Source organism: Pseudoalteromonas sp. T1lg88 (assembly GCF_002964765.1).
Classification (GTDB): Bacteria; Pseudomonadota; Gammaproteobacteria; order Enterobacterales; family Alteromonadaceae; genus Pseudoalteromonas.
Map to the genome: position 1 here is coordinate 538,739 of NZ_PQCF01000032.1, position 17,849 is coordinate 556,587.

A 17,849-nucleotide genomic window follows, 5' to 3' on the forward strand; every position below is an offset into this window, starting at 1 on the left:
GCGGGAGTAAGTAGATTGCCACGGTAGCAAGGGAATCTATTGTTCTATTGCTTCATCACCTTTGCATTGTACGAAGGAGCCAATTAATTTACTGTATGATTCATAGATATTTTTTATTCTTATTAGTGCGATAATAGATGGATAGTTTCCTTCCTACCTTGCAAGGAGACGCACTTTGTAAGGTCTTGCTAATGAGCTGTTTTGCATCCAAGCACTGTATCTTCGTGATCTTTTATAAGGAACAAATAATAAATGAAAGTGTTTTATCAGAAAGGCAGCAATTGGCGCGCAACCCCGGCGAAGCTACCATCTGAAGATACCATGCTTTCTCTATCATTCAACAATTGGGATGACTATGGGATAAGCACTACCCTCAATGCTGCCTTATACGTTGATGGTAAGAATTTTTTTGAATTTGGCCTTAAGTTGTTAATCGAAAATGACAATTACTCACCAAAGAAGCTAAACGAGCTATGTGATAAGGGGTGGGATGGCTTTTTTCCTATTCCAGAACTTAATTATGTATCGGTCCCAAGTGATATTGATTTTTATAACTCTCTAATCGCGAAGATTGGAATAGATGAAGCTAAAGATGTTCTTAGTCTTATAAGAGACGCTGGCTATTTTAAGAATATCTTACAAGATCAAAAAGCTCTCAAATTGATTGAGCATGATGATTTTTCCACATCACCTCTCAGAGAAGCTGGGGCAAGGAAAGCTTATGAAGACGGCTGGAAGCTGTTTAATGAAGAGGTGTCAAGCATTAAGGACTTCACGCTTAATACTATAAGAAGGGATGATTTGATCGAGCCAATTCGCTTCAAGTTCAATTCCGACTTACTTCCTTACGACATTAATGTTCTTATTGGTGAAAATGGCATAGGGAAATCTTATACATTAAAGTCCTTAGTAGAATACTGGTTAGGTGTAGATCGAGGAAGTAAGGTTGCACTTGATAAAATACAGCACGAACCATTTGATCACTATCCAAATATTTCTAAATTGATTCTGATATCGTATAGCCCGTTTGAAGAATTCACAATTGATTTATCCAAGACCAATTTGAAGGATAAAGATGCTTATAGGTACTTTGGTTTTCGTAGGATCATTGAGGATCTTGATGGAAATCAGAGAGTAGGTATTAGTAGAAATCTACCAGCAAGCGATTCTGTATCGTCAATATTGAAGTCGCTACATGATGATTTGAAGTTTGGCTCGCTGCCTAATTGGACATATAAATTCGAAACCATATTGTCTGTCTTGATGTCAGCTATTGAATTTGACTTTATTGCATTTGAAATAGTTGAAGATTTTGATTTGTTTAATCAGACTCCAGATTTCTCTGGGTTTTTAGTTGGTGAAGACAAGAAATATCTTAAAATTGATGATCATGTGATTCAAAAAATAGATGAGTGGAATATTGAATTAAAAGATTGTATTAAGTTTGAATCTGGCGCTGTTTTCATTAAAGGGAATAAGGCAATTGAAATCAGCTCTGGGCAAAGACTGTTCTGCTATATTGTGGTGAATGTGGTCGGACAAATAAGGAAAGACAGTTTAGTCGTCATTGATGAGCCTGAACTTTTCTTACATCCCGCACTTGAAATAAAGTTTATTGATTTGCTTAAAAAGGTTCTGAAAGCTTTTACATCTAAAGCGATTTTGGCCACTCACTCTTTGGCTATCACAAGGGAAGTTCCGGCTAAATGTGTGCACGTTTACCGAAAACAGAATGATACAATCGAAGTAGAATACCCACCATTTGAAACATTTGGTGGAGATATGCAGAGAATCTCATCATATGTCTTTGGTGATAACTCCATTACAAAGCCGTTCGATAATTGGATAGAAGAGCAGCTGGCAATCTATGACGATCCTCAGGATATTATTGACAGACTTGGGGAAGAGCTAAATGAGGAAATATTGATAAAGCTGCTTAATTCAAGGAAGTCCAATGGTATCTAAAATACGACTTCCCGAAGAAGACTCTCTCAAGATTTTGAGAGAGGTAATAAATGAAAGGCAAAAATATAAACCATTTTACGATCGAATTACGACTGACCTTATAAAACAAGCAGAAATGTTCATAGAGCATAACGGAAGCCCGTTAATGCTTGCTCCACTTGACTTGAATAACTATACAGATTCCGAAGAAGAGGCTAATAAGCGAAAGAAGTCTTTGATTGGCCTATACACACCAAAGGCTGAAAAGTTACCTTTCCTGCAACTGGAGGCTATGAGAAAGCATAATGGACTAGTTGTTTGTCCTAGCTGTGGAGAGCCTGGAAGACCGAGAACGCTAGACCACTATCTTCCTAAAGATATATTTCCTGAACTGTCAGTTTTGTTGCTGAATTTGACGCCAATGTGTGATTGGTGTCAAGGTGAGAAACTCACAGACTATGTCACTGAGGATGGTCAAAAGAGGTACATTCACCCATATTTTGATGACGTAAACCGACCCTTGTTTTCGATAACATTTACACCTCCATTTGCCACACCTTCAATAGATATAGCTGTTAAGGAAGAAATACCAGAAGGGCTAAGTTTATTAGTAAAGTCTCACTTGGAGGGAGTTGATTTTCTTACTCGTTTCAAAGAGTACTTTAAGACAAGGTATATAAGTATTTTACGGAGAGCTCAAAACTGTCGACAAGCTGAAACAAAAGGCTTACGGGATGTTTTAGCTCTATTTCTGGAAATGGAACAAGAAAAAGCTATTAATTCATGGGATGCTGTATTATACAGGTCTATTCTAGAGAATGATGAGTTAATGGGATACCTAGAAAATGGCCCATTGCCTGATAATTTATAGAGTACGCCACAGCAATGCATAACAAAGCGCTCCACTCGGATAAATTATTCGCTTCGCTCTTAATTTACCGGTGAGCGCGGCGTTATCCCTATAAAAAGAGGCTCCATGTTCCTAAAGATATCGAGTGATATACATCTTGACCATTTAAGTTTTGCAGATGCGCCAGCGCTGTATGAGGCGGTTGAGCTAAGTAGAGCAAACCTCTCTCAATATATGGCGTGGGAAAAAAGCGTCCTGGATAGTGCCGGTGCGAGGGCTTATATAGAAAGCCGCTTAAATAGTGGTTTAGATGGGGCGCAGTGGCTCTCGATTCAGTTTCACAACCAATTCAGTGGTGTCTTTGGTGTTAAATATATTGACCCTGATAAGGGGGTTTGTGAACTCGGTTACTGGCTTGCCGACAACGCCCGAGGCAATAGGGTGGTTGGGCAAATCTTAGCGGTGATAATCCCCTACTTAGCGACTGAGCTGGGTGTGCGAACCATTGAATTCCAGTGTTTAGAAAACAATTTTGCCAGCATTAAAATAGTTGAACGTGCTGGGGCAAGGCTTTTAAGGAAAGTGCCAAATACATTGGACATCCCAAATAAAGAACAAGCAATCGGCATCTATTCGCTGCACGTATAGACGCTGCTTACCACGGCGTTAAGCCTGAATTGGCTGCGGCAATGTTTAATTAGATAGAGAATAAAGAACGTTGTGCTGGACTAACTAAATGCAGAGACACATGAAACTTAAATTAATCGCAGTAATAGCACTTGTATTGAGTACTGCAGCCAGTGGCTCCAACAAGTGCGCTTCTCTCGCAAATAGCTGTATTGATGTCTTCGATACGGGCAGTGGAAAATTGTTTACTAACTCACCATCAGTGGCTTACCTTGACGGTATTGGAGGAAGTCCAACACATCCAACACACCCAACTTGGACTGTGGATGGAACGCGGGGACCATCCGGCACTTTCTACCTATTCAACTGGAGCAATGCAAAGGCACTGTGTAATACCTATAATTCCCAAAGTCTCGGAGGGCGAACCAACTGGCGATTACCAACACGAGAAGAGTTAATGGGTTTATATGACAGTTACGGTAATATGTTTAGTGCACGGGGTTGGCCAACCGATGGCACTTACTGGTCGGTGACAGCCGATGATGCTTACTATTACGACGTGGATCTCGGTTATGGCTATGTGAGCACCAGTGAACCGAACAGCACGAGCGACAACCCCCACTTATTCCCGAGCTATACTACCTACGCTTCCTGCGTTTCAAACCCTTAGCATTGAGTGTGTTAGACAAGAGACGCTGCTTTAAGCAAGCAGCACACTGGTGTCTTCTGCATTCATAGCGTGCTTACGCTCAACCAGTCCCCAGGCTTTCTCGTGGAAGTAAAATGCCACTGTATTCACCGCGGGCTCGACAATGGCGACCAGGCCTCCAAGCACCAGGCTACCGGTTAATAGGTAGGTTACACCAAAGGCAATGGCGAAATGCATGGTTGCGAAAGTGGCTGTTTTCTTCATGACTAATTCTCTAAATCTCCAGTTCAAGTCCGTTTATTATTAGTCAGGCATATTGATAGATAAAATGGGTTTATATGATTAATGCAATCACAAAAATAGAATGAATAACTCAAATCAGCTTTTGAGCGTTTTAACTAGACTCGCGGCGATAGCGCATGGCCAAACGTAGGCGATTAAGCTCGTTCTGATGTTGTTGATTCAATTGTCGCGCCTGAGCCAGGGTCACCGGGGTAAAGGTGACCCTGTGGCCACCCCTGAGTTGCCCTAAGCGCGGCAGATCTGCGGCGATCACCTGACCCAACAGCGGATAGCCGCCGGTGGTTTGGCAATCATTTAACAGGACTATGGGCTCGCCGCTTGGCGGCAGTTGTATACTACCCGGTGCCACCGCCGTGCTTTTAATGCTTAAAGCATGGCTAATGGACTCGTCAAGGTCCGCGCTGGTTGGCTCTGCCTGCAGGCGCAACCCCATGCGATTGCTTTGCGCCGATACCTGCCAAGTTGCCTCGCTAAACGCGAGTTTAAGTTTTGCTGCTAAGCCAAATTCTCTGGGCTCGGCAATATAATGGATTGGGCCTTGGCGCCTGGGTAACTTGGCTCCCCAATTAAGCCACTCAAATTTGCTGGTGGCGAAAGCAACTTGTTGTCCTTCCTTAAGCACCTGCCCATCCAGGCCACCGAATCCGGCCATGCAATCTGTGCTACAACTGCCCAAGACCGGCTCTAAAGCAAAACCACCGCTTATGGCTAAATAGCAGCGCAGGTTCAGAGACGAGGAGGCAAAGGTGAGGGTTTGCCCAGCTTCAGCCCGGTAACACCAGCCGGTTTCTATGCGCTTCCCGTTTAAATTAGCGCTCATATCGGCGCCGCTAAGAGCAAAGCAGCACGGTCGTTCAAAACGCAGCTTGGCCATGCCCAGGGTGATCTCTAACGCGGCAGCATCTTCGTTATTGCCTACCAATAGATTGGCAACCCGCAGGGCATCGCTATCAAGGGCGCCGCACTGGGATACGCCTAAGTGACGGTGACCAAAGCGGCCAAGGTCTTGAATAGTTAGCTGGGGTCCGGGCTTAATGATGGTCAACATGGTCTAAGCCTCCACAAAGCGAAGGGTATCGCCAGGGGCGAATAATGCCGGTGGCTGTTTAGTTGGGTCAAACAGCGTCTGCTCTGTGTGGCCGAGAATATGCCAGCCACCAGGAGAGTTAGCAGGATAGATGGCGGTTTTATCTGCGGCGATGGCAACGCTGCCTTTGGGCACTAAGGTACGGGGTGTAGCCAAACGTGGCAGCTGCAGGCGCGAGTCCAGGCCGCTGATGTAGGCAAAGCCGGGCTGAAAGCCGATAAAGTCCACGGTATAAAGCCCACTGGTGTGAATATTTATGACCTCGCGCTCGCTAAGGCCACAACTCTTAGCTACCGAGGCGAGATCCAAGCCGTGCTTGCCCCCGTATTGCACCTTGATCTCATGAAACTGGCTTTGACTGCTATCTTCATCAAATTGCTGCCACATCAGCAGCAAGTGCTGTTGCACCCTCTCTAATTCGAGATGACTGCGGCCATACAGGGTCAAGGTTTGATCGGCACTGACTACATCTACATAATCAGGTTGTAGCAGCAACTGGCGGGCCAAGGCATTGATCATACGCTGCTTTTGCGCCTTATCGAGCGCGCTAATAGGACTGGCGTCCAATACCAGGGTGGCGTTATCGATTTGATAAAAATGCGGCGCCGGCAAGGCTGAAGTCATAGCAAGCTGATCCTTAATTCTGGTGTTACGGCTTAGCTCTGGGCTGTGTGAATAATTATAAGCCTGGGTACGGTCTAATAAACAGGTGCAGGGGGAATATGAGACCTGCATTGATATCGCCGAATATCTTCTTATCTCTACAGTCTATCGGGGTTATTATGTTTAACAAGTTGTTTTTATGCGCGATTTCACTGTTCCTTGGGCTAAGTTCAAGCAGCTTGCTTGGCGCCGATAAGGCGCAAATGACCAACGCGACGCAACAAATTGTGCTTGGGGCTGGGTGTTTTTGGGGCGTTGAAAAGCGCTTTGAAGCCTTACCAGGGGTGCTCAACGCCGAGTCGGGTTATGCAGATGGACGGGGATTTAAACCCACTTATAAGAACATCATCGCCAGAAAACGTCGTTTTGATGAAAATAACTACGCCGAAGTGGTACGCGTGACCTTTAATGCCAATGTCGTCAGCTTAGAGCAAATCCTCCAGTTCTACTTTGAACAACATGACCCTACCCAGGTTAATCGTCAGGGCAATGATAGGGGCACCCAGTATCGCTCGACCATACTTACCTACGATGAAACGCAGCAGGGTATTGCCGTTAAGATACAGAGTCAGTATCAAAAATTATTAACCCAGGCCGGTTATGGCCAGATAGCGACGGTTATCAAACCGCTGGAAAAATTCCATCCTGCCGAAAATTATCATCAGGACTATCTTCGCAAAAACCCTAATGGCTATTGCCCAGATCATTCCACCGGCGTTCGTTTTGCAAAGCAAGAAGAAGCTCGGGTAGATAATACGCCGCTGTTAAAGGGGAAGCATATTGTCATGCTCGATGCCCGTGCCTATTGCCCGTACTGTGAGAAATTTAAGGCGGATGTACTGAATGACTATCAAGGCTCTATCAAGGTACATATGCGCTATGCGTCACAGCTTGATGGCCTAAGCGTGACCACGCCCACTTTTGCGACGCCAACCATACTATTTTTAGAAAACGGCAAGGAAGTGGCGGGTTATCAAGGGTACATGGAACCGGGTCTGTTTTATAAGGCGCTGGGCGCGTTCAAACTAGGAGACACCGAGGCCTATCGGGTCGCCTTTAACAAGGGCACGGATAATCGCTTTTGTAAGGAATATGAAATCTTTAAAAATACACCGGACGGTGTGTTTATAGACAAACTCTCAGGTGCGCCTCTATTCGATACCAAAGATCGTTTTAATTCCGGCACCGGCTGGTTGTCATTTACCAAACCCGTGGCGGGGCAGGTAACCCGTCATCAAGACAACAGTTATGGCATGCGCCGCGTGGAAATTCGCTCTAAATCCTCGGGTATTCACTTGGGGCATGTCTTTGCCAACGAGGGACCGGGAGGCAAACCGCGCTATTGCATCAATGCCACAGTGCTGGAATTTGTACACCGGGCCCAATATCTTGCCCGTACCGAAGCGCAATAGAGCGCAATAATGCTTGGGCTAGTCACTGTCGCTGCTAAATAGTTTTTTACGCACCAGGGTGCGGTACTCACTCGGGCTTTGTCCTAGCTCCTGGGCAAAGAGCTTATTGAGCAGTGCCTGATGGTTAAAGCCCAGCTCCAAAGCGATATCGTTAATGCTGAGGTTGGAGTTAGCGAGCAACTCTTGGCCAGCCTGTACCTTAAGCTTGCGCCAATATTGATTCGGACTTAGGCCGGTGGCCTGTTTAAAGCGCCGCGTCAGGGTGCGCTGTGAGATGGCAAATTGACTGGCTATGTCGGCAATACTCAGTTCCGCGCTCAGATTATTCTTCAGCCAAAACTGAACCTGGGCGATAAGCTCATCGGGGTGACGTTCATTCATACCTTCTAGGTAGCGCTGTTGCTCATAGGGTTTTCGTACCTCATGGGAGAAGTTGCGCTGCACATGCAGGGCACATTCGCGGCCATAGAGATTCTCAAGGATATGCACTATCACGTCGGCTAAGGCATTGAGGCTGGCGACACAATAAAGTCCCTCGGCCTGGGTAATAAAGTACTCGGGCTTTAGCTCAACTTTGGGGTAATCGCGCTTAAACTGATCGGCATAATGCCAATGGGTGGTGGCCGGGTGGCCGTCGAGCAATTTGGCCTCGGCGAGAAAGCAGTTGCCGGTGCCAACGCCTATCATGGCGCAGCGTTTTGGGTCGAGCTTGGCCAGCGCCTGAATCATACCCTCTTGTTTTCTCAATACCGGACGCGGGTTGCGCCACAGGCTGGGTAAAATAAGCAGATCACAGGTATCTAGTGCATCTAATCCGACGTTGGCGGTGAAGGGCAGGCCACTGTGGGCGAGAACCGGCTCAGTGGTTTGTGCCATCAACTGCAGGCAGAGTTTCGGTGCTTCCTTGCTATGGCGCCGTGCAAAGGCATAACCGGCGTGGAGCATCTCAAAAGGCAGGGTCAGGCTGGTGGCCAGCATTTGTGGATACAGGGCTATTAATACGTTAAATGGCTTCATAAAAGATCCGACCATTTAAATTTGGCCGTATTTGATAAATATATGGCCATTAAAACACATATCGACCGCTGTGTTCCACTTACACTAGGGACAATTTCCAAAGTAAAAGAATGAGTTGTTATGAGTGCATTACCTGTAATTGTTGCCATGGGTGGTATTAATGCCGCCGGGCGCACGTCATTTAACCAGGGTTTCCGCCGTGTGGTACTCGACGCCTTGCCATTAGCACAGCGCCAAGAAACCCTATTAGGCCTGGCCAGTTTAATGAATCTGGTAAGTGACGAGCAGGGACAATTGCTGAGCAAGGATGGCGTTGCCATCACAGCCGACAATGTTGAAGCGCAACTGGGCGAGCAGATCCTAGCTGGTACCCTAATTCGTCGTATCGAAGAGCGTTTCTTCGACGTTGACGCCACTCATTCGCACCAAAAATTGGTAGCCCAGGCCAGTGCGCCTATCAGCTTTACCACCCGTAAGCGTCAGCTACCTGAGCCTATCCCAAGTAATTGGCAAGTCACCGAGCTGGAAAAAGGCCAGGTTGAAGTAACCATTTGTGGTGATTTTGAGGTTAAGCTCGACAGTTACCGTGACAACCCGATCAAGGCTGCTGGTCAATTGCCTACCGGTTTTGACCCATCGCAAATGTATAACAGCCGTTATCAGCCGCGTGGTCTGCAAGCCACCATTTTTGCTGCCAGTGATGCGATTCATGCCAGCGGTCTGGATTGGCAAAAGGTGATGAACTCGGTGGAGCCGGATCAAATCGGTACCTACAGTGCGTCTGTGGCCGGTCAGGTGAATAGCGAAGGTCTGGGCGGTCTGTTTAAAGCGCGTCTGCAAGGTGACCGTGTGAGCACCAAACAGCTGGCGCTGGGTCTTAATACCATGTCTACCGACTTTATCAATGCCTATGTCACCGGTAACGTGGGTACCACTTTTACCACCTCAGGTGCTTGTGCCACCTTTTTGTATAACCTGCGTGCTGCGGTACACGACATTAAGGCTGGTCGTACTCGTGTTGCTATCGTGGCTTCAAGCGAATGTGCCATCGAGCCGGAGATCATTGAAGGCTTCGGTAATATGGGCGCCTTGGCCAACGACGATAACCTGAAAAAACTTGATGGCAGCGATGAAGTGGATTACCGCCGTACCTCGCGTCCATTTGGCGAAAACTGTGGTTTCACCATAGGTGAGGGCGCTCAGGTGACCATATTAATGGACGACGCCTTAGCGTTGGAATTAGGCGCTGACATTCTTGGCAGTGTGCCGGATGTGTTTGTTAATGCCGATGGTTTTAAGAAGTCTATTACCGCACCGGGTCCGGGTAACTATATCACTATGGCCAAAGCCGTGGCATTGGCACAAGCCATTGTTGGCGATGAAGCCATCAGTGAGCGCAGCTTTATTCTCGCCCATGGTTCGAGCACACCACAAAACCGTGTGACCGAGTCGGCGATTTACGACCGTATCGCTACTGCTTATGACATTAACAATTGGCCGGTTGTCGCGCCAAAAGCTTTTGTTGGCCACACCATAGCACCAGCCAGTGGCGATCAGCTTGCCTTTGCCCTGGGTGTGTTTAGCGACAACATCATGCCGGGTGTAACCACCATAGATAAGGTGGCGGACGATGTATTTAACGCTCGTCTTAATATCAGCCTGGAGCATTATCAATGTGCCCCTCAGGATGTGGCCTTTATTAACTCTAAAGGCTTTGGTGGTAACAACGCCACCGCGCCTGTGCTCAGCCCAAGTGTGACTAAACGCATGTTGGCTGCGCGCCATGGCGATGCTGCAATCGCGGAGCATGAAGTGGCCTTTAAAGATACAGCAGCGCAACAGCAGGTTTATTTTGAACAGGCGCAACGCGGCGAGTTTTCACTTATCTATCGTTTTGGTGAAGGTCTTATCGACGAAAATGCTATCAGCTTTGATACCGAGCAGATGCAGATCCCGGGCTTTGATAAGCCAGTTCGTCTGGATATTGCCAATCCGTACAGCGACATGACCAAATAAGCTGGTCGTGAAAGAATGAAAAAAGCCCCGCATCAGCGGGGCTTTTTGTTATCTGTAAGGGCCGGCCCTAAGGGCTTTCCCCAAGGGCTTTCCTTTAGCCTAAGTATTGCGCATGGAAGCGCAAGTGCTGATCGATAAAGCTACTGATAAAAAAGTAACTATGATCGTAACCAGGGTGCTGCTCCAGGCAAAGAGAGACATCGGCTTGCTCTGCCGCGGCTATTAAACGCTCCGGTCGCAGCTGGCTTTCCAAAAAGGTGTCACTCATGCCCTGGCTGACCAGCAGCGGCGGGCATTTATCCACTGGGGTATGGCTGAGTAGCTCACAGCTGTCATAGGCCTTCCAACTCTCCCTGTCTTTACCCAAATAACCGCTAAAGGCTTTTTCACCCCAAGGGCAGCTAAGCGGGTTGGTTATAGGAGCAAAGGCACTAACACTTGTGTATTGGCCAAGATTACGTAAACCTAAAACCAAAGCACCATGACCACCCATGGAATGGCCGCTGATGGCCTTTTTACCATTACTGGGAAAGTGCTCATCTATCAGTGCCGGCAGCTCAGAGCAAATGTAGTCATACATTTGGTAGTGCTGCTTATAAGGCTCTTCGGTGGCGTTAACGTAAAAGCCGGCACCTAAACCGAAGTCGTAATTGCCCTCGGGATCATCAGCAACACCCTCGCCACGTGGGCTGGTGTCTGGTGCTACAAGAATAATGCCGAGCTCGGCGGCGGTTTTAAAGGCCGCCGCCTTTTGCATAAAGTTTTCATCGGTGCAGGTTAAACCCGACAGCCAATACAGCACAGGTGCCTTGGCGGTTTCATCCACGCCCGGGGGCAAAAAGATGGCAAAGGTCATGGTGCAGTTATTCACCGCGGATTTGTGGCTGTAACGCTTATGCCAGCCGCCGTGTACCTTATTATTGGCAATTAATTCCAAGCTCATATCGCCCCCTTACTTATCGTAATGGATCACGCTGCGAATACTCTTACCCGCGTGCATCAGCTCGAACGCCTCGTTGATGTCTTCAAGAGGCATGGTATGAGTAATAAAGTCATTCAGAGCGAACTCGTTATTTAGGTAACGCTCTACGATTTCTGGCAGCTCTGAGCGACCTTTTACGCCACCAAAGGCAGTGCCGCGCCATACACGGCCTGTTACCAGCTGGAATGGACGTGTTGAGATTTCCTGACCGGCACCGGCAACACCGATAATCACCGACTCACCCCAGCCCTTATGACAACATTCCAAGGCGCTGCGCATCACATTGACATTACCGATGCACTCGAATGAATAATCAACACCACCATCTGTCATCTCAACGATCACTTCCTGGATTGGTTTATCGTAATCATTGGAGTTGATAAGGTCGGTAGCGCCAAGTTTCTTCGCCAGCTCAAACTTACTTTCGTTGATGTCGATACCGATAATGCGACCGGCACCGGCCATTTTTGCGCCGATAATGGCCGACAGACCGATGCCGCCCAAACCAAAGATAGCGACTGTGTCACCAGGCTGTACTTTGGCGGTATTAAGCACTGCGCCCATGCCGGTAGTAACACCACAACCTAATAGACAGACTTCTTCCAAAGGCGCTTCTTTATTCACCTTGGCGAGGGAAATTTCAGGCAGAACCGTGTACTCGGAGAAGGTTGAACAGCCCATGTAGTGATAAATTGGCTCACCGTCTTTATAAAAACGTGAGGTGCCGTCTGGCATCAGGCCTTTACCCTGGGTTTCACGAATTTTCTGACACAGGTTGGTTTTACCCGAGGTACAGAACTTACACTCGCCACATTCCGGGGTGTAAAGAGGAATAACATGGTCACCCACGGCTACACTGGTCACGCCTTCACCTATGGCTTCAACTACACCACCGCCTTCATGGCCTAGGATGGCAGGGAAGATGCCTTCAGGGTCTTCACCAGAGAGGGTAAAAGCATCGGTATGACACACGCCGGTGGCATGGATCTTTACCAGCACTTCGCCGGCTTTCGGCATCATCACATCGACTTCTTCAATTTTAAGTGGTTGCTTAGGGCCCCAAGCAACGGCGGCTTTTGATTTAATAAATTCAGCCATAACCATGGATCTCTTCTTATGAAATGAGGTGAAATTATTACACAATATGTTAAGTTTTAACTGGAATTAATATACTTTTACACAGAGGTAATAATGCGTTGGCAAGGCATGCCGGAATTTATTGCTGCGGCGCAAGCTCAATCCTTTACCGCCGCGGCAAGGCAAATAGGCACCTCGGTGGCCCATATCAGTCGTTCAATCAGTGCCCTGGAGGAGTATTACAATACTCAGCTTTTTATTCGCAGCACCCGTAAGGTAGTGTTGACGCAACAAGGTGAGTTGCTTTTGCACCATGCCAAAAAGGCACAGAGCGTACTTGAGCAAGGGGAGTGGGCGCTGCAGCAGCAGCAGGCCCAGCCCAGTGGGCAATTGAGGATCACCGCACCTGTAATGTTTGGCGAGCAATTTATTATGCCCCTGGTGCACGAATATATGGCCCTTTACCCTAAGGTCAGCGTCACCATGATCTTGAGTAATCAAACCATGGACTTAATTGGTGAGCATATAGACCTGGCTATACGTATCGGTGAGCTTGCGGACTCGAATCTTAAAGCTCGTCGACTGGCATCAAGGGCGGTGATAGTCTGTGCGTCACCTGAATACTTAAACGAATATGGCCAGCCTTATGTATTGAGTGAGCTTGCTCATCATCAATGCCTTCTCGGCCATGCCGACACCTGGCGATTTCAAGAAGATGGGCGCTTTAGGCATGTAAAAATAGCCAAGACCAAATTACGCTGTAACAGCGGTTGGGCCTTGGCGGATGCGGCCATGCGTGGCTTGGGGTTGGTACAACTGCCGGATTATTATGTGCAACCGGCGCTGCAACAGGGCCAGCTCAAAGAGGTGCTGCACAGTTTTGCAATTCGCAAAGAGCCCATATCTGCCATTACCCCGGCTAATTTATACCAGGCCAATGCCACCAAGGCGCTGATGGATTATCTCGCCGAGCATCTGAGTGATAGGCTAGGGGCCAGTTACGACCTTGGGCTGGGGCGATAAATTCGCCTACCGGAAGTGCTGAGCATACCCATGACCGCGTCCCTGTGTTAGCATCGTGACAATTTCGTTTTATTGTTAAGCTGTTGATGTATAAGCCTGTCAGTTTATTTATTGGTCTACGCTACTCGCGCTTATCTAAAGGCAGTGCGTTTGTCTCCTTTGTCTCGTTTTTTTCCATTGCCGGTATTGCCCTGGGGATCACCGCCTTGTTTACCGTGATGTCGGTAATGGATGGCTTTGAAAACAACCTAAAACGCACCATGCTGTCGATGATCCCTCATTTGCAATTTACTATGGCCGAGCGAGAGCCCCAGGCGCAGCAAGAGTTGATCGATGATTTAAAAGCGCAGCCCCAAGTCAGCTCAATCAAGCGTTATCATCAGGCTCAGGCCATAGTGCAAAGCGCCGCCGATATTCAGGGCGTACTTCTGCAAGCGCCTTATCAAAGCTTACCGGATAATGTGGTTGAGAATATCGAAGTGGGTAGCTTGAAGAGCCTCTATAACGAGCGCTATCAGATTGCCATCAGTCGTTATTTGGCCCGTACTTTGGATGTGGGGGTCGGCGATACGCTGCGCGTGACCATTCCCAGTGTGACTACCTATACCCCCATGGGGCGTATACCGGCGCAGCGATTATTTACCGTAGCTGTTATCTACCGTACCGGCTCAGAGCTGGATATGCATACTTTGTTTACCTCAGGCGAGTCACTGCAGCGCTTATTGCGTATAAAAAATGCCGATGATGCGCCCATTGAAGTAAGCCTGAGCGATGCGTTTAACAGCGAATTGGTGCTGTCACGCTTAAATGAGCAACAGCGTCAGGGCGTCACAGACTGGCGGCAGAGTCAGGGCAGTTTATTTGCTGCGGTGGCGATGGAAAAACGCATTATGAGCCTGCTTTTGGGGCTGATATTTATGGTCGCCGTGTTCAACATTTTATCCTCTTTAACCATGATGGTGAGGGAGAAGCAAGGCGAGGTGGCAATTTTGCAGACCCTAGGGTTAGATCACAGCCAAATTGCCAGAATTTTTATGATACAGGGTTTATATAACGGAGTGGTCGGCAGCGTGATAGGCGCGGTTTTAGCTGTGTTGGTGGTTTTTAACCTCAATGCCATTTTGGCGGCGGTCGGTTTGCATTTATTTGGTCAACAAGAGCTACCGGTAGTGGTGTCCTATGGCAATCTAATGCTAATTGTACTTGGGGCCGTGGTGATGAGTTTTGTCGCCACCTTGTATCCAGCGAAAAAGGCCGCCGAGGTGCGTCCAGCAGAGGTGTTAAGGTATGAGTAGTAAGGTAATTAGTTGTCAGGGGTTGACCAAGGTTTACAGCGATGCGGCGGAGCAAATTGAGGTGCTTAAGGGCATAGATTTAACCGTTGAGCGCGGCGAAAGCGTTGCTATAGTCGGCTCTTCCGGCTCGGGTAAAAGTACCTTATTGCATATTCTTGGCACCTTGGATAAACCCACGCAGGGTAGCTTGGAAATTTGCAATACCGAGGTGGCCAAACTGACGCGTAAGCAACAGTCACAGTTTCGAAATAAGCATTTGGGCTTTATCTATCAGTTTCACCATCTGCTGATGGAGTTTACGGCACTTGAGAACGTGGCCATGCCCTTGCTGATAGCGGGAATGGATGCCAAAGAGGCCGAACAAAAAGCGAAAGTCATGCTGGAGAAGGTGGGACTGACCCATCGCGCCCAGCATAAACCGGCAAAACTGTCCGGTGGCGAGCGCCAGCGTGTGGCTATTGCCCGTGCCGTGGTGAGTGGACCGGATCTGGTGCTGGCCGATGAGCCGACGGGTAACCTGGATAAACACAATGCCCAGCGTATCTTCGCCTTGTTGATGGAATTGCAGCAGGATTTGGGCACTAGCTTTGTGGTGGTGACCCATGATCTTGATTTGGCCAGTCGCCTTACCCGTACCGTGGTCTTGGATGAGGGCGTATTGAATCCGCAAAGGTCCGAGGCTCATGTACTATGAAGGCCATGTCCTTAAGTTTGCTACTGGCGCAGCGTTTTCGTAAATCTCAGCGTAATAGCGGTTTTATGGGCTTTATGGCCCGCAGCTCAAGCCTGGGTATTATTCTTGGTGTCGCCGTACTTATTTTGGCGCTGTCCGTGGTGAACGGTTTTCAGCAGCAATTGGTTGAGCGCTTGTTAGCCCTGGTGCCCCATGTTGAGTATGTGGCCGCGGACAGGCCTATAGAGCGGTGGCCGCAAAAGCAGCAACGCCTGGAGCGACAAGACAATGTAGTTGCGGCGGCGCCTTTTATTGCCGTCAATGCCATGGCGCAATATCGCGGTAAGCTCGAAGCGGCACAGGTTAGGGGAGTAGTGCCCGAACTTGAAACCAAGGTATCCATAGTCGATGACTTTATAAGTGGTAAAAAACTGACGGAGTTAGATGCCAATGAAGTGATTATCGGCGCCCAATTGGCCAAGGCGCTGGGGCTTGAGCGCGGCGATAGCCTGACGCTCTTGATGACGGATATTAATAACCCCAGCGATGCCCTAAGCGCACCGATACGCTTAAATGTGCAGGTGGCAGGGTTAATTCAAAGCCATGGACCGCTGGATAAACTGCAAGTTTATTTGCCTTTGACCGCTTTGCAGCAGGCGTTTGCTTTTACAGAGGATCAGGTCACCGGATTGCGCATTACCCTGGATGATGTATTTAGTGCCCAGAGCGAGTCTATGCGTATTGGTCGCTCCCTCGATGACTATGTCTATGTGAACAGCTGGGTTCGCACTCAGGGCGGCCTGTATCAGGATATTCAAATGGTGCGCACCATAGTTTATTTAAGCGTCTTTTTGATCATAGCCGTGGCCAGCTTTAATATTATTTCTTCGCTGTTTATGGAAGTAAAAGAGAAGCAAAGTGCCATTGCCATCTTACGTACCATGGGCGCCAGCGATCTGGTGATCATGCAGGCCTTTATGCTTCAAGGTGTGGTCTCGGCCGTTACCGCTACCTTGATTGGCGCTCTGGTGGGGGTGTTACTGGCCTTGAATATCACGGATATTTTCGTGCTTTGGAGCGATTTTATCGGTGAGAATAAATTAGCTGGCGTGTATTTTATCGATTTCTTACCGGCACAAATCCACTGGCAGGACATCACCTTAGTCGCGGCTATTACCCTGGTTATTACCGTGTTGGCGTCCATTTATCCGGCGTGGCAAGCTGCCAAGATTGACCCCGCCAAGGTATTGGGCAACTAACCCTCACAAAACTAAACTCCTGCTTTGTATCCTTTAGGGCTTGCAAGGCAGGGCGCTTCTTCGTAAAGTGACCCTAGCAACAACAATAGAAGTAGTATTATGTCGCAACAACAAGAACAATTAGCACAACAAGAACAACTAATTCGCGCTTTCCAACGTCAAGGTTTTGAAGCTGCGCAAAAGCATTTAGCCGAAAAAGGCATCATGCCAAAAACTTTGGTAGAAAAAGACAGTCGCTTCTTAGCGCCACTTTGTGCGGTGTGGAAGTTTAAGGCGCAAGATGGCAAAAGCTATTGGGTGATCACAGGTCAGTTACCAGTCGATCATATTGAAGTGTCAGCCGCTGGCTCGGCTCGCGAGGCAATTCGTCATTTCTCACTACAATGGCAGCTTAAAGCGGATCAATTGCTTAATAGCCCACGTTTAGATAAAACTCAGCACGACTTTGCTCAACTGCTGATAAACCGTGCACATGGCCTTTATGAGCTATACGAAAAACAAGAACTATGGGCTAATGAACCATAGTAAAAGGACTACTGTCACAGCGTGACACCGGGCATTCCAGGCGCTGTCTTGGAATGCCAGCCTCCATAAACACACAGCCACAAGGCGAAAAGCCTTTCTGCTTAAAGCGTTCTACCTCATCGAGCACACAATTAATACATATGGACTTAAAGCCGCAATTGCTGGCGTTGATCAGTACGTATTTGAGTATTTCTGTATAGATGCTGGGGTTACGATGGTCTGGAAGGACGGCAATACGGCCTAAAAGGCCGTCTTGACATAGGCGTGCAGTAGCAACAGGAGTCCCGTTTTCATCATAGGCGACAAAATGCAGGGCATTATTGTCGCGCTCGTCAAATTCAACACTTTTGGGAATGTTTAATTCGAAAACAAAGACTCGCTCACGTATTTGGCGTATCGGGCTATCTTGAGACCCCCAGTCGACTTGGTGGATCCGATAAGGCATAA

General features: G+C 47.9%; 18 protein-coding genes. 11 read left to right on the top strand and 7 right to left on the bottom strand.

Annotated features, from left to right (window positions below):
* The first annotated feature begins 252 nt into the window (after positions 1–252).
* The 4 genes from C2M34_RS13990 (at position 253) to C2M34_RS14005 (ending at position 4,091) form a co-directional block, all read left to right on the top strand.
* Positions 253–1,965 carry an AAA family ATPase gene (locus tag C2M34_RS13990; RefSeq protein WP_105259115.1) on the top strand — a complete coding sequence of 571 codons (1,713 nt, stop codon included), beginning with the start codon at positions 253–255 and terminating at the stop codon, positions 1,963–1,965.
* Positions 1,955–2,815, top strand: coding sequence for a hypothetical protein (locus C2M34_RS13995; RefSeq protein WP_105259116.1), 861 nt, complete (start codon positions 1,955–1,957; stop codon positions 2,813–2,815). The genes C2M34_RS13990 and C2M34_RS13995 overlap by 11 nt, the downstream gene beginning before the upstream one ends.
* A 105-nt stretch (positions 2,816–2,920) precedes the next feature.
* Positions 2,921–3,442, top strand: a complete 522-nt coding sequence (locus C2M34_RS14000) for a GNAT family N-acetyltransferase (RefSeq protein WP_105259117.1) — start codon at positions 2,921–2,923, stop codon at positions 3,440–3,442.
* Positions 3,443–3,542: 100 nt separating this feature from the next.
* Positions 3,543–4,091 carry an Lcl C-terminal domain-containing protein gene (locus tag C2M34_RS14005; RefSeq protein WP_234398824.1) on the top strand — a complete coding sequence of 183 codons (549 nt, stop codon included), beginning with the start codon at positions 3,543–3,545 and terminating at the stop codon, positions 4,089–4,091.
* Between the two features lie 30 nt (positions 4,092–4,121).
* Here the strand turns inward: C2M34_RS14005 and C2M34_RS14010 are convergent, their stop codons facing one another.
* The 3 genes from C2M34_RS14010 to pxpB all read right to left on the bottom strand — a co-directional run bounded on the left by C2M34_RS14010 (position 4,122) and on the right by pxpB (position 6,084).
* A complete protein-coding gene (locus C2M34_RS14010) occupies positions 4,122–4,334 on the bottom strand; it encodes a DUF2061 domain-containing protein (RefSeq protein ID WP_105216037.1) in 213 nt (70 codons plus the stop codon).
* A 130-nt stretch (positions 4,335–4,464) separates the two neighbouring features.
* Positions 4,465–5,421, bottom strand: coding sequence for a biotin-dependent carboxyltransferase family protein (locus tag C2M34_RS14015; protein ID WP_105259119.1), 957 nt, complete (start codon positions 5,419–5,421; stop codon positions 4,465–4,467).
* Between the two features lie 3 nt (positions 5,422–5,424).
* On the bottom strand, positions 5,425–6,084 hold the full coding sequence (pxpB, locus tag C2M34_RS14020) for a 5-oxoprolinase subunit PxpB (protein WP_158681454.1): 660 nt from the start codon (positions 6,082–6,084) through the stop codon (positions 5,425–5,427).
* A 158-nt stretch (positions 6,085–6,242) separates the two neighbouring features.
* Here pxpB and msrA point away from each other — a divergent pair, with 158 nt between their 5' ends.
* Positions 6,243–7,535: a peptide-methionine (S)-S-oxide reductase MsrA gene (msrA, locus tag C2M34_RS14025; protein WP_105259121.1), complete on the top strand. Its 1,293-nt coding sequence runs from the start codon at positions 6,243–6,245 to the stop codon at positions 7,533–7,535.
* Positions 7,536–7,553: 18 nt separating this feature from the next.
* On the opposite strand, the gene C2M34_RS14030 is transcribed toward msrA, so the two are convergent.
* Positions 7,554–8,552 (bottom strand): GlxA family transcriptional regulator, encoded by a 999-nt coding sequence (locus C2M34_RS14030; RefSeq protein WP_233999562.1) that lies wholly within the window; start codon positions 8,550–8,552, stop codon positions 7,554–7,556.
* Positions 8,553–8,672: 120 nt separating this feature from the next.
* On the opposite strand from C2M34_RS14030, the gene C2M34_RS14035 reads away from it, so the two are divergent.
* Positions 8,673–10,568 carry a beta-ketoacyl synthase gene (locus C2M34_RS14035; protein WP_105216027.1) on the top strand — a complete coding sequence of 632 codons (1,896 nt, stop codon included), beginning with the start codon at positions 8,673–8,675 and terminating at the stop codon, positions 10,566–10,568.
* Positions 10,569–10,662: 94 nt separating this feature from the next.
* On the opposite strand, the gene fghA is transcribed toward C2M34_RS14035, so the two are convergent.
* Both fghA and C2M34_RS14045 read right to left on the bottom strand, forming a co-directional pair.
* Entirely contained in the window at positions 10,663–11,511 is an 849-nt protein-coding gene (fghA, locus tag C2M34_RS14040) for an S-formylglutathione hydrolase (protein ID WP_105259122.1), read from the bottom strand.
* 9 nt (positions 11,512–11,520) lie between these two features.
* Positions 11,521–12,648: an S-(hydroxymethyl)glutathione dehydrogenase/class III alcohol dehydrogenase gene (locus C2M34_RS14045; RefSeq protein WP_234398825.1), complete on the bottom strand. Its 1,128-nt coding sequence runs from the start codon at positions 12,646–12,648 to the stop codon at positions 11,521–11,523.
* Between the two features lie 93 nt (positions 12,649–12,741).
* On the opposite strand from C2M34_RS14045, the gene C2M34_RS14050 reads away from it, so the two are divergent.
* The 5 genes from C2M34_RS14050 to C2M34_RS14070 all read left to right on the top strand — a co-directional run bounded on the left by C2M34_RS14050 (position 12,742) and on the right by C2M34_RS14070 (position 17,402).
* On the top strand, positions 12,742–13,650 hold the full coding sequence (locus C2M34_RS14050; RefSeq protein WP_199775733.1) for a LysR substrate-binding domain-containing protein: 909 nt from the start codon (positions 12,742–12,744) through the stop codon (positions 13,648–13,650).
* 86 nt (positions 13,651–13,736) lie between these two features.
* Positions 13,737–14,945, top strand: a complete 1,209-nt coding sequence (locus C2M34_RS14055; protein WP_105259124.1) for a lipoprotein-releasing ABC transporter permease subunit — start codon at positions 13,737–13,739, stop codon at positions 14,943–14,945.
* Positions 14,938–15,639 carry a lipoprotein-releasing ABC transporter ATP-binding protein LolD gene (lolD, locus tag C2M34_RS14060; RefSeq protein WP_105259125.1) on the top strand — a complete coding sequence of 234 codons (702 nt, stop codon included), beginning with the start codon at positions 14,938–14,940 and terminating at the stop codon, positions 15,637–15,639. The genes C2M34_RS14055 and lolD overlap by 8 nt, the downstream gene beginning before the upstream one ends.
* A gap of 5 nt (positions 15,640–15,644) precedes the next feature.
* Positions 15,645–16,877, top strand: coding sequence for a lipoprotein-releasing ABC transporter permease subunit (locus C2M34_RS14065; protein ID WP_105259296.1), 1,233 nt, complete (start codon positions 15,645–15,647; stop codon positions 16,875–16,877).
* Between the two features lie 99 nt (positions 16,878–16,976).
* Complete coding sequence (locus C2M34_RS14070) at positions 16,977–17,402, top strand: DUF4826 family protein (RefSeq protein WP_105198929.1); 426 nt, start codon at positions 16,977–16,979, stop codon at positions 17,400–17,402.
* Here the strand turns inward: C2M34_RS14070 and C2M34_RS14075 are convergent.
* Positions 17,389–17,847, bottom strand: coding sequence for a GNAT family N-acetyltransferase (locus C2M34_RS14075; RefSeq protein ID WP_105198930.1), 459 nt, complete (start codon positions 17,845–17,847; stop codon positions 17,389–17,391). The two genes, C2M34_RS14070 and C2M34_RS14075, sit on opposite strands and share 14 nt — an antisense overlap.
* Positions 17,848–17,849: the final 2 nt, after the last annotated feature.

Bases quoted from the DNA above. Each gene is read 5' to 3' on its own strand.
- C2M34_RS13990 (WP_105259115.1), top strand. From the start codon at position 253: ATGAAAGTGTTTTATCAGAAAGGCAGCAATTGGCGCGCAACCCCGGCG.
- C2M34_RS13995 (WP_105259116.1), top strand. From the start codon at position 1,955: ATGGTATCTAAAATACGACTTCCCGAAGAAGACTCTCTCAAGATTTTG.
- C2M34_RS14000 (WP_105259117.1), top strand. From the start codon at position 2,921: ATGTTCCTAAAGATATCGAGTGATATACATCTTGACCATTTAAGTTTT.
- C2M34_RS14005 (WP_234398824.1), top strand. From the start codon at position 3,543: ATGAAACTTAAATTAATCGCAGTAATAGCACTTGTATTGAGTACTGCA.
- C2M34_RS14010 (WP_105216037.1), bottom strand. From the start codon at position 4,334: ATGAAGAAAACAGCCACTTTCGCAACCATGCATTTCGCCATTGCCTTT.
- C2M34_RS14015 (WP_105259119.1), bottom strand. From the start codon at position 5,421: ATGTTGACCATCATTAAGCCCGGACCCCAGCTAACTATTCAAGACCTT.
- pxpB (WP_158681454.1), bottom strand. From the start codon at position 6,084: ATGACTTCAGCCTTGCCGGCGCCGCATTTTTATCAAATCGATAACGCC.
- msrA (WP_105259121.1), top strand. From the start codon at position 6,243: ATGTTTAACAAGTTGTTTTTATGCGCGATTTCACTGTTCCTTGGGCTA.
- C2M34_RS14030 (WP_233999562.1), bottom strand. From the start codon at position 8,552: ATGAAGCCATTTAACGTATTAATAGCCCTGTATCCACAAATGCTGGCC.
- C2M34_RS14035 (WP_105216027.1), top strand. From the start codon at position 8,673: ATGAGTGCATTACCTGTAATTGTTGCCATGGGTGGTATTAATGCCGCC.
- fghA (WP_105259122.1), bottom strand. From the start codon at position 11,511: ATGAGCTTGGAATTAATTGCCAATAATAAGGTACACGGCGGCTGGCAT.
- C2M34_RS14045 (WP_234398825.1), bottom strand. From the start codon at position 12,648: ATGGCTGAATTTATTAAATCAAAAGCCGCCGTTGCTTGGGGCCCTAAG.
- C2M34_RS14050 (WP_199775733.1), top strand. From the start codon at position 12,742: ATGCGTTGGCAAGGCATGCCGGAATTTATTGCTGCGGCGCAAGCTCAA.
- C2M34_RS14055 (WP_105259124.1), top strand. From the start codon at position 13,737: ATGTATAAGCCTGTCAGTTTATTTATTGGTCTACGCTACTCGCGCTTA.
- lolD (WP_105259125.1), top strand. From the start codon at position 14,938: ATGAGTAGTAAGGTAATTAGTTGTCAGGGGTTGACCAAGGTTTACAGC.
- C2M34_RS14065 (WP_105259296.1), top strand. From the start codon at position 15,645: ATGTCCTTAAGTTTGCTACTGGCGCAGCGTTTTCGTAAATCTCAGCGT.
- C2M34_RS14070 (WP_105198929.1), top strand. From the start codon at position 16,977: ATGTCGCAACAACAAGAACAATTAGCACAACAAGAACAACTAATTCGC.
- C2M34_RS14075 (WP_105198930.1), bottom strand. From the start codon at position 17,847: ATGCCTTATCGGATCCACCAAGTCGACTGGGGGTCTCAAGATAGCCCG.